Source organism: Caldimonas sp. (assembly GCF_046289365.1).
Taxonomy (GTDB): domain Bacteria; phylum Pseudomonadota; class Gammaproteobacteria; order Burkholderiales; family Burkholderiaceae_C; genus Caldimonas.
Genome location: NZ_JBKBVU010000112.1, coordinates 1 through 11004, shown reverse-complemented (window position 1 = coordinate 11004; position 11004 = coordinate 1). Strand labels below are relative to the sequence as shown.

The 11004-nt window shown below is 63.5% G+C and carries 10 protein-coding genes; 4 read left to right on the top strand and 6 right to left on the bottom strand.

From position 1 onward, the window contains the following. Positions 1-108: 108 nt before the first annotated feature. From ACK42S_RS11665 to ACK42S_RS11650, 4 genes are all read left to right on the top strand, one after another. A complete protein-coding gene (locus ACK42S_RS11665; RefSeq protein WP_409707389.1) occupies positions 109-2109 on the top strand; it encodes a hypothetical protein in 2001 nt (666 codons plus the stop codon). Continuing rightward, positions 2106-2606 carry a hypothetical protein gene (locus ACK42S_RS11660; RefSeq protein ID WP_409707386.1) on the top strand — a complete coding sequence of 167 codons (501 nt, stop codon included), beginning with the start codon at positions 2106-2108 and terminating at the stop codon, positions 2604-2606. Before ACK42S_RS11665 ends, ACK42S_RS11660 begins: the two co-directional genes overlap by 4 nt. 9 nt (positions 2607-2615) lie before the next feature. Then, on the top strand, positions 2616-5408 hold the full coding sequence (locus tag ACK42S_RS11655) for an SNF2-related protein (protein ID WP_409707384.1): 2793 nt from the start codon (positions 2616-2618) through the stop codon (positions 5406-5408). Positions 5409-5482: 74 nt separating this feature from the next. Beyond that, on the top strand, positions 5483-6490 hold the full coding sequence (locus tag ACK42S_RS11650) for an SDH family Clp fold serine proteinase (protein ID WP_409707380.1): 1008 nt from the start codon (positions 5483-5485) through the stop codon (positions 6488-6490). Between the two features lie 208 nt (positions 6491-6698). On the opposite strand, the gene ACK42S_RS11645 is transcribed toward ACK42S_RS11650, so the two are convergent. The 6 genes from ACK42S_RS11645 to ACK42S_RS11620 form a co-directional block, all read right to left on the bottom strand. After that, positions 6699-7169: a lysozyme gene (locus ACK42S_RS11645; protein ID WP_409707378.1), complete on the bottom strand. Its 471-nt coding sequence runs from the start codon at positions 7167-7169 to the stop codon at positions 6699-6701. Beyond that, positions 7166-7642, bottom strand: coding sequence for a hypothetical protein (locus ACK42S_RS11640; protein WP_409707375.1), 477 nt, complete (start codon positions 7640-7642; stop codon positions 7166-7168). The genes ACK42S_RS11645 and ACK42S_RS11640 overlap by 4 nt, the downstream gene beginning before the upstream one ends. Then, a complete protein-coding gene (locus ACK42S_RS11635; protein ID WP_409707372.1) occupies positions 7639-7941 on the bottom strand; it encodes a DUF6127 family protein in 303 nt (100 codons plus the stop codon). Before ACK42S_RS11635 ends, ACK42S_RS11640 begins: the two co-directional genes overlap by 4 nt. 66 nt (positions 7942-8007) lie before the next feature. Further along, a complete protein-coding gene (locus ACK42S_RS11630; protein WP_409707369.1) occupies positions 8008-8358 on the bottom strand; it encodes a DUF2793 domain-containing protein in 351 nt (116 codons plus the stop codon). A 3-nt stretch (positions 8359-8361) separates the two neighbouring features. Continuing rightward, positions 8362-8991, bottom strand: coding sequence for a hypothetical protein (locus tag ACK42S_RS11625; RefSeq protein ID WP_409707367.1), 630 nt, complete (start codon positions 8989-8991; stop codon positions 8362-8364). Beyond that, the coding region (locus ACK42S_RS11620; protein ID WP_409707364.1) for a phage tail protein at positions 8991-11004 on the bottom strand (2014 nt) is incomplete at its 5' end. The genes ACK42S_RS11620 and ACK42S_RS11625, both read right to left, overlap by 1 nt.

Genomic DNA, 11004 nt, shown 5'->3' with positions numbered 1-11004 from the left:
GCCAGGGGGCCGCGAATCGGGGCGAAATCGGCCTTCAAACCGACTTCGCGAGCCTGAAAACGCCGCCATCCGAAATCGAGTGCATCAACTCACGCTACGGCGGGTGTTGTGCAGACCTTCCCTAAGCGTTCCAACTACGCCTGTGCCGCTTGTGGCACTGTCCAAGATGTACTGGCCACCGTGAAGGCCAGCGGCAAAACGGGGCCGATGGCTGCCTATGCGGTGCAGGGTTATGCGCCTAAGCGCGATGAAGCGCGCAAACCCTACAACGGCCGCTTCTTCGCGCCGTTCGATGAAAAGCTCGCCCGCCAGTACGACGCCGCCAGCGCGGAGTGGGAGGCGCGCAAGGATGCGGACCTCAGAGACTACTGGCCGCGATCAGCGGTGCCCTATGGCTTTATGACCGGCATCGCCAACGGCGACATCCGAGAAGGCCACGGCTTCACGCATTGGTGGACGATGTTCAACCCTCGCCAGCTGCTGGTGCATGCGCAGCTGCTCAAAGCTATCGTCGAAGTCGGTAACTACGACTGGACTGTGCGTGAGTATGTGCTGGGGGCGTTTCAGCAGTATTTGCGGAACCAGTGTCTGTTCAGCTTCTGGAATCCGCAGCGCGATACCCCAGAGCCGATGTTCTCGAACAACAACTACCACCCTAAGTCGACCGTGGTTGAGAACTGCGTGTTTCCGGCGTTGGGTCGAGGGAATTGGGCTTCAAGTGTCGAAGGCATTCTCGAAGGTCGCGATTGGGCCATCGATCCCTGGGAAGCGGTGAGCGCCGAGGCCCTCCGGCGCAAGGACAACGCGCTGGCTGGTGAAATAAGCGGCAAGAGCGAAAAGGTCTTCCCTGGTGACCCGGTGGGCGATGTCACCGTATTTCAGGGTTCCTCGACGGACCTCGCACGGATTGAAGCCGGCAGCCTTGATCTGGTCATCACCGACCCACCTTTCGGCGGCCTGCTGCACTACTCAGAGCTGGCCGACTTCTTCTACGTTTGGCTGCGCTTGGCGCTCAAGGGCAAGTACCCGGAGTACTTCAGCGCGGACTACACGCCGAAGTCACTTGAGGCGGTGGCCAACAAGGCCCGTGAGCCGGAAGACCCTGACGGCTTTTATCAGCGGCTGCTCACCCAGTGCTGGCGCGAGGCGCACCGCATCCTCAAGCCCGGTGGCATCCTCGCCTTCACCTTCCACCACAGCGAGGACGAACCCTGGGTGGCAGTGCTGGAGTCGCTGTTCGATGCGGGCTTCTACCTCGAGGCCACCTACCCGATCCGCTCCGACGAGACCAAGGGTGAGGGTGAATTCGGCTCCAAGACCATCGAGTACGACATCATTCACGTCTGTCGCAAGCGCACCGAAGAGCCGAAGCCCGTGAGCTGGGGCCGCATGCGTCGCGAGGTCATGGCCGATGTGCGCCAGCTCCAGGCGATGCTGGAGAACCACGCCAAAGAGGGCCTGCCCGCTGCCGATCTGCAGGTGATCCGCCGCGGCAAGGCGCTGGAGTATTTCTCACGTCACTACGGCAAGGTCTATGTGGACGAGGGCCGCACGATCTCGGTGAAGGACGCGCTGGTCGGTATCAACCAGCTGATCGAGGACGGAAGCACCAAGGGCGAAGAGGCGCCACCGCCCCATTGCGAACCGATGACACGCCTCTTTCTGCGTACCTTTGGCCGGAAGGGTGAACTACCGCGCGACCAGGTGCAAAAGTTCCTGCGCGGCACGACCGCCACCCCTGATGATTTCGTCGAACGCGGGTGGGTGTACGAGAAGAGCAAGGTCTATTACCGCACGCCGCCGCTTACGGTGGCCCAGGGTTGGGTGGGGAAGCATCGGCGGCGTTTGACGTCAGACTTGGACCAGGCGCTGGTACTGATCGGCGCCTGCTTCGACGGCAGCGGCATCAATGCGTCGGACACGCTCAAGAACGAGAACTTCAAGCCGCACGTGGCGCTGAAGCCTCTGTTGGAGTGGCTGTATCGCAACGGCCCGGATCAGGCCACGCGCAACGCCGCCTCCCGCGCCGTGTCGATCTACAACGCGTGGGCTGCCAGCCAAGCGGTGAAGCCCACCCAGGGATCGCTCTTTGAGGAATACGAGCTATGAGGCAAACGCTCGACACCGGATGGCGGCGGCGCGGCTCGAGCTGGATTTGGGACGAGGAGGCCCGCAACCTTGTCTGCACAGCGCCCGAGGTGTGGAGCCTGCGCCAGTTTCTACAGGCCGTTGGGCACTGGTCCGACGATCTGCCCAGCAACGGTGGCGACACGCTGGTGGTGGCCGGGCTGGACGGCAGCCTTGACCTGCTCTCGCCTGACGACGCCGAAGTCTGGCTGCTTGACGTGATCAAGCCTGCCGTCCTGTCTTTCCAGTCGTACTACGAGGGGCAGGCGGCCCTGAGCTTCTGGATGCCATCGGCACGCGAGCGGCTGAAGACCAACCCTGCCACCGATGCGGTGACCTGGCTTTGCGAGGCGCCGCACCGAGGAAGCCACCTGGACTTTGGCCGCATCCTTTGGGGCGAGGCCAACGAGTACCCGCAGGAGATCCTTCTGCGTGAGGGCGCCAAGCCGGCGGGCCTGTTCCACCTGCGCATCACCTGAGGGCGGCGCGTGCAAGCAGACCTCGTGTTCCAGCCCGGCGAGCGGATCACCCATCACGAATTCGGCCAGGGCGTTGTTCTTGACCCTGCGCGCGACGGCTATCTGCGCGCATTCTTCAGCGTCGGTGAGCGCCGTGTGCCGGTTGGCTCCGTCAGGCGTGAGCTCACGCGTACCGAGCGCATCTTGCGCGCCGTTGCTGGCGGGGCTGACCGCGCGCGCCGGGCGTGGTTGTCCTTTGAGGCGCACGCCTTGCCGATCATGGAGAGCGCCTCGGCGCTGACCTCGGCCAAGATCGATCTGCTGCCGCACCAAGTGGTGTTGACGCATCGTGTCGCCACCGCATCTCCGCGCCGCTACTTGATCGCGGACGAAGTGGGCTTGGGCAAGACCATCGAAACTGCGCTCATCCTGCGGGAACTGGCGAGCCGGGGCGAGCTGACTCGTGCGCTGATGGTGGTGCCTGCCGGCTTGGTGAATAACTGGCACCGCGAGCTGAACGAGGTTTTCAACCTCGACTTCGAGGTGTTCGGCTCCGAGGGGGACATCACCGACCGGAAGACAAATGCCTTTGCCAAGCACGACCGCCTGATCGCCAGCATCGACACCCTGAAGCGACCAGCGCGCATCAAGCGCCTCTTGGAAGCACCGCGCTGGGACCTGGTGGTATTCGACGAAGCGCATCACCTGACCGCGTACCGCAACGGCGGCAAGGTGCGAAAGACAGAGAACTACAAGCTGGCAGAAGCGTTGAAGGACCACTCGAGGGACCTGCTCCTGCTGTCGGCCACGCCGCACCAGGGCAATCATTTCCAGTTCTGGATGCTGATCCAGCTGTTGAATCCCACCTTGTTTACCAGTCCGGAGGACATGGTGGAAAACCGCCATCGTCTCAACACCGTGATGTTCAGGCGCACGAAAGCCGATGCATGCCAACCGGACGGTTCACCGCTCTTCGCACGGCGCTGGGTTCATACCGAATCTTTCCTGATGAACCAGGAAGAGCGCCTGTTCTACGAGAAATTGCGGGAGTACTTGGAAGACGGCTTCGACCTCGCTCGGCGGCAAGGAAGTAAAGGGAAGGCACTCGGCTTCCTGATGGCAATCTTCCAGAAGATCGCCGCGTCGAGCTTCGCCGCTGTTCGGCGGACGCTGAAACGACGGCTGTTGATGCTGACGATCCACGAAGCGCTGCTGCGCGACAAGGAACTCGACATCGAGGGTCGCGAACGCCTCATGGACGAGGCGCGGGATCTCATCCATCAGGAGTTCCAGCTTCCCCGAGACAGCATCGGTCGCAGCGAGGTGGATCGGGTGCTGGCCGATCTCAAGTATCGCCTGGTGAAACGGCTGGATGAAGAGGCGCTGGAGCTGGCGTCAGACCCCTACGGCAGCGAATACTCCGCGACGCACGCAGAGGATGTGGCATCGGCGGTGGTCGAGATGCATCTGCCCGAAGAGCGCCTGCGCATCGGGGACCTGCTCAAGATCTTTCCAGCCCAACGAGAAACGAAGGCGCAAAAGCTGCTTGACGGATTGGGTTACCTCTGGCGACAGAACCCGAATGAAAAGGTCGTCGTATTCGCCACGTATCTCGGCACGGTAGACCTAATTGCACGCGAGATCGAGCAAGCCTACCCCGGCCAGGGAGTCGTCGTGCTCCGGGGTGGCGACCACGGAGCCAAGGTTGCTGCCGAGCGTCGCTTCCGTCAGAAGGATGGTCCTCGGGTGCTGGTCTGCACCGCGGCCGGCCGGGAGGGCATCAATCTTCAGTTCGCGCGCATCCTGTTCAATTTCGACCTGCCGTGGAATCCGATGGATGTGGAGCAGCGTATCGGCCGCATCCACCGCTATGGCCAGAACCACACGGCGCAGGTCTACAACCTGGTCCTTTCGGACACCATCGAGGGCCGCATCTTCCTGTTGCTCGATGAGAAGCTCACTGAGATCGCTCGCACGGTCGGCAAGGTCGACGACCAGGGCAATGTCGCCGAAGATCTGCGAGCGCAGATTCTTGGGCAACTTTCTGAGCGCCTGAACTACGACCGCCTCTACCAGGAGGCGCTCTCAGACCCAGAGCTCAAGAGGACCCAGGTCGAGCTGGAAGCGGCGTTGTCGAACTCACGTGAGGCAAGGCAAGTCGTGTTCGACCTCTTCCAGGACCTGGAAGGCTTCAGTCTTGATGACTACAAGCCATTCTCGGACGTGTCGTCGAGCTTGGATCGCTTGGTACGGTTTCTGTCTGCAGCTGCCACCGAACGTCAACAGAAGCTCATCAAGGTCGACGACGAGACCTACGATCTGGTAACCGTTGATGGCGCTCGTCGCGCCCGTTTCACATTGAACCGCGACACCGCCACGAGCCGCGATGATGTTGAGCTGCTCGGCCTTGATCACCCGCTGATCCAGGAAGAATTGGGCCGCTGGCGCAGCATGCCGCCGGAGGACGTCGGGATTGCCGTGACGGGCGACGTTGACACCCCGATCCTGTTGTCACTCTGGATGGTCGAAGCATCGATTGGAAACGGCGAGCGCCGAGTCGTGGTTCAACCGATCGCTGTCAGGCAGGACGGTGCTCGCGTACCTGCGGTTGAGCGACAGGCCGAGCGCTACCTGCAGGCACCGACCACTTCGCCGAGGTTCGCTCCAGAAGAGCGGCTCGAGCTCTTCGCCCGCGCGGTCGAGCCGACCTTGCAGCGGGAGCTGAAGCACAAGGGGGCGGCGAATGGGGATGGCAGCTATTCAGCGGAGTTGATCGGCTACGTCGAGATTTCGCCTGATGAAACTGGCACCAATGCCTCATAGCGTTGGTACTATGTACAGATCAGTACGAGTCAGTGTTTCGCAGATGCCACGAAACAAGATGAAGGGATAGTCCAGTGTCGAGCTATAAGTCCAGAAAATCAACGCTGAAAGCCATTGCGGAAAGCAGAGACTCTACGGTTATCTCCTATGTAACCGGGGATAGGCGTCAGCTGGAAACTCAGATCTCACCCGAGATTATAGATTTATTTGTTGAACATCTGGACGACATCGGCCCAACAAAAAAGATATCGTTACTTCTTTATACGAATGGAGGAGATACAGCCGCTGCTTGGCGGCTTGTGAACTTGCTTCATACATTCTGCGACGAACTCGAGGTGATCATTACCGCGAAGGCCTTAAGCGCCGGAACGTTGATTTCGCTCGGTGCAAATAAGATTGTTATGACGAAGCAAGCAGCTCTCGGGCCGATTGACCCAAGCATTAATCACCCTCTCAATCCGCTGATACCCAATGCACCTCACGTCAAAGCGCCAGTTAGCGTGGAGGCGATCAGAGGCTATTTGGATGCGGCAACGGAGCTTGGCATCAAGGATGCGTCCAGTCTCACTCAAATCCTTGTTGACCTGTCAAATAAAGTTCATCCTCTCGTCCTTGGTCAAATATTCCGATCTCGGGAGCAAATTAGATTTCTGGCCAAGAAGCTCCTAAAACGCCAAGTGGACGACGAACAAAAGACCAAAGAAATCATTGATTTTCTTTGCGCTGAGTCCGGGAGCCATGATTACACTATCAATCGAAGAGAGGCTCGTGAACTTGGTCTTAATATCGAGAATCCATCTGAAGAGCTCTATGGTCTATTGAGGAAGCTGCATCTCAGCTATGTGGATGAGCTTAAGCTGTTGGAGCCATACGATCCATACAGCCTGTTGGGCGCGAACCAGACGACTGACTATACACTTCCGCGAGCGGCTATCGAAAGCGTCAAGACGGGAAGTCACAAGTTTCTGTCGGAAGGCACGTTGACAAAAACGGTCACCCAGCAAGTTGGGCCAGCTGGGCCTTTTATGCAAGACATGATCAATGACAATCGAAGATTCGAAGGCTGGAGAAAGACGTCATGAACTACTTTCACCCCACTGCAGATGCTCGAGGATTTTTTCAATCCAATTCGTCGGCGGGTAACGCTTCGCTCACCAGCACGGCTGTTTCCGGAAATCTAAGTGATCTAATGAGAAATGCCACAGTGGTGCGGGTTAGCATTCCTATCCCGCACAAGTCCCCTACATGTGCCGAGCCTAGGCAAGGCGCCAGCACAACCGTAGTCGAAGGCTAAGAAATAATCGAGCATGAGAGGAATGCAGCCTCTGCCGCGCGTCTGGCGACCAGCCCAGGCAGCATTTTTCCTCCGCCATAGACCCAGCGGCGCAATTCCTGACTGGCCGCAACCCAATCTCGCTGGTTCACCCGCCGCCGCAGCGTCGATGTCTGCAGCCGACCCGCGCCAAGGTTGAACGTGAAGTCGACGATGGCAGCCAGCCGCCCCTCGGGCTCGGTCGCCAGCACCGGGCAGCAGCGCAACGTCGCAGCCAGCGCGATCCTGAGGTCTTCCGCCAGGTAGCGCTCCGCCAGAGCCTCCGTGATCGGCGGGTGCTTCGGATCGCAGAGGTGGCCGTAGCCAATGGTCCAGTATCCAGCCGGGCAGACATAGGGATGCGCGCGGCCGGGATCGCTTTTCGGCACGCGGTGGAAGCCCTCGAAACGCTTGGCCAGGTCGATGGCGGTTTGCGGAACCGCGATCATGGCCGCACCCGGTCGAACACGCGGCCGAGGAACCAGAAGTTCAGCACCCCGGCCCACAGCGCCTGATCGGCGTCGGTCCAGGCCGCCTGGATGGCCGCCATCCACTCGGCGCCCGCATCGACGGCGCCTACGAACGCTGCGGTCTTGGCCGCGCAATAGAGCGCCATGAACCAGTAGGTGATCACCGGACGGACGCTGCTTGAGAGCGCATCAGCCCAGCGCACGCGGGTCCGCTGGCCCTGGGCGGCGACCGACTCCCGCAGGGCCTCGATGGCCCCGGTGTTCCATGCTGCGTCCGCGCCGGCGCCGATCTCGGCCATGCGCTGCGCACCGCGCAGCTTCTCGAACTCCAAGGCCTTGTCCTGCATGGCGAGTTCATGGCTGCGCTCACCCTTGCGGTCCAGCCACTTGAGGACCTCGGGTGCCAGACGGAAGGCCCCGCCAAGCAGACCTCCGAGCAAGGTCTCGATCATTGGCCGCCTCCCATCAGCTTCAACTTGATGGCGGCCCCCACCAGCAGCGCGGCGAGAATCCCGGTGGTGACGACCTTGACGGCGGTCTGCCACGCGGTGCGGCGGGCATCGCGCCAGGCTTCGAGCAGGTCGCGCAGCTCGCGGATGTCCTTCGCGGCACTGCCGTTCTCCAGGCCAAGGTGAGACAAGACCCGCTCGGCCCCGCGCTCGGCGGCACGGTCGAGCAGTTCATCGAAGTCCTCGCGGCGCAAGAGCAGCATGTTCTCGACGAGGGCGGGTGGTTGGGTCGGTTCGGTCATAGCTGTGCTCCAACAAATGCGAAACCCGCCTCGTGGGCGGGTTTCTGGTGGGGGAAGAAGGGAAATTCAGAGTGCGATGCCCGCGCTCCAGCCGCCGGGCTTGAAGACGGCGAGCTTGTCCTCGTCCTCGATGTAGGCCAGCCACCCGATCTGCGGCGCGTGGTACTCCCAGCTGCCGGCGATGCGCACAGCGATCTGGCCCGTCTTGCCAGCCCAGGCGCCGGTCGCGCCGGCGGGGATGAGGTAGCGGTCACCGTTGGCGGGACTCGCCGGCGGCGCGGTGAGGTCGCGGTCTTTGACGGACAGGCCGACGATGGCGCCCAGGCGCTTCAAGTTGGCATCCATCTGCGTGTGCCAGCCGGATTCGCCCAGCGTCCAGCCGTAGGCAAGCCCCAGGTTCGGGTCAGTCGATGGCATGGTCTATCTCCAGGGGTTCGTGGCGCTCTCGATCGTGTGCCGGATGCGCCGCGCGACAGCCAGGTCTGCGGTGCGATGGACTTGCCGCGGGTGTTGCCGCCAGTGCCGCCCGACGATCGGCAGATGCAGTACCGCGCCGCGCCAGGCCACCAGCCGGGTCAGCAGCCAGTCGGCCAGGGGGTGGATGTCGGTGGTGGCGGCGAGCACGGTCTCGACCGCGGCGCGACGCATCACGATCAGACCGTGCACATGGCTGGCCGAGTGGGCGTGCTGGAAGGCGCTGTAGGCGAGGCGCCGCAGCCCCAAGGGTCGTCCCGCTTCGTCCATCAGCGCCTCGTCGGTGTAGGCGAGCACCGCCTGCGGGCAAGCATCGAGGGCATCGGCCAGCTGCGCGAAGGCACTGGCTTCATAGAGATCGTCGGGATCGACGAAGGACACCAGCGGCAAGGTTCCTCGCGCGTAGCCTGCTGCGCGCGCCTCACCGATCCGGCCGGGAAGGCCCGGCAACACGTGCAGCCGGATCGGCGCGCCTTCGAGGCTCTCGATGCAGGCCTCGCGCCATTCGGCGGGCTCGTCGAGCGTGAGCAGGTGCACGTCGATGCGCGGGGACGGGTGCATGTCAATGGTCTGCATCACACGCCTCCCCAGTACTGCCCCCAGCGCAGGCCGTAGCCGGCGCGCTCGACGGCTCTCGCCTGGGCCTGCCAGCTCGCAAGCCCCTCGCGCTCGGCTTCGATCTCGACGGTGATGCGATCACCTGCCGTGCCAGCATCCACGGCGGCACCCGCCACATCCCAGGTCCAGCCGTTGCCGGTGAGGCCGCCCTCGGTGCGCACCAACACGCCGTCGCGGTCGCGGATGCGCACGGTGTAGGTGGTACCGGGCTCGGGGCCGATGTCGCCCTCGTCTTGCTGGACCAGGTAGGCGGTCTGCTGGGTGCGGTCGCGGTGGGTCCAGGTGAGGACGATGTCGCCTGCTACGACGGCGGGCTCGCGCTGGCCGTTCATGCGGATGCGCCCCGGCGGATAGGGCCGGCCCTGCCGGCCAGATAGCAGCAGCGGCTGGCCGTTGGTCGCCAAGACGGACGCGCCCTGACCGGTCGAAGTGCGCGGAATGGCGGCCACGAACACCGACTCGCCCGGGGCGCGTTCGGCGGCCTCGCCGGCCAGCCACTCGCCGACCCCAATGAGCCGCGTGCCGGCCGGATGGGCCTGCGGCGTGGTGTCGAGCACGCCGCGCGCCAGATCCACCGTGCCCGCGCCGGCATCGAAGGCGAGGATGGCCACCGCCTCGCGGATCTGGCCTGCCGCATCGACCAGATAGGCGTAATCACCCACCGCGAGCCGCTCGGGGCTGGCCAGGGCCGTCACCGGCACCGCGAGCGCATCGGCTTCGCTCACCGGCAAGGCGGCCTCGAGCCGCAGCAAGGGCGCGTAGTCTTCGCCCACGACCGGCGCGAGGCTGCCTGCGGACGCACCGGTGGCCAGCAGCCAGTTCAGTTGCCCGCTGCCGCCTGCGACCGCCAGCGCCCCGACGTAGGTGTCGGTGTCGGTGAGGTAGTCGAGTTCGGCGCGGCTCATGCGCCTGGCAAGCTCCCAGTACGGCACCTCGACCGCCAGCACCAAGGCCGGCGGCAGCGGCACGAGGGGCGGCTCCTCGACCGGTGGCGGCGGGGGCGTGAGCACGGTGCTGCTCATGCCGAACACGTCCTCCACCGCCTCGATGCGCCATTCGCCCGCGCCCAGCGCGCCGGTGTCGATGCCAACGACACGCACGACCATGCGCTCGATGCCAAGCCGCGGCCAGTGCAGGATGAACACATCGCCCGGCAAGGGCGGCCGCGCCAGGGCGCCGGAGGAGACGGTCAAGGTCATGCGCGCCAGCGGCGAGCCCAGCGCCCGCAGATCGCGCAAGGCCAGGCGCGCGGCCAGCGGCCCATAGTTCACGCCCGGATAGTCGCGGCGCTGGTTGATGACGCCGCCTTGCAGTTGGATGGCTGCGAGGTTTTGCACCGAGACGGTGGCTTCCTTGCCCGTGGCCCAGTCGGTGTAGACCACAGTGATGTCGTTGGGCAGTTCCCCCCACTGGGCGCGCTCGAAGCGCTCCATGCGCGCGATCTCATCGGGCCCGAGCACCGGCAGGCCGTCGATCCAGTAGTCGTCGCGCAGCAGTTTCAGCTCGAAGAGGCCCGTTTCGGGGTCGATGTAGAGGACGCCACCGATGTGGTCGAGCACCTGGGCGATGAAGGCCTCGATCGGCTGCTGGCGTGTCCAGATCAGGTTCAGGCCAAAGCCTTCGCTGGACAGGGCCCAGGCCGCGCTCCAGAAGCTCGATCCGATGGCGCTCGCCGGATAGCCCATGCCCCAATGCGGGTCGGTCAGGCACTGCACCAGGATGTGCGCCGGGTTCATGCCGACGGTCACGTAAGCGCCACTGTCGGCATCCCAGCTGCGCACTTCGGCTTCCCATTGCATCCAGGGCTCACCGTGCCAGCCCTCCATGAAGCGCCGCACCCGCACCGCCCAGGGCTTGAGGTAGGGGTTGTTGGCCGCGAACAGGATCTTGCGCGCCACGATCGACAGCACGCCTCGGAAAGCCGGAATCGCCGCGCCGAGGCGGCTCATCAGGTAGTCGTTGCGGCCCTGA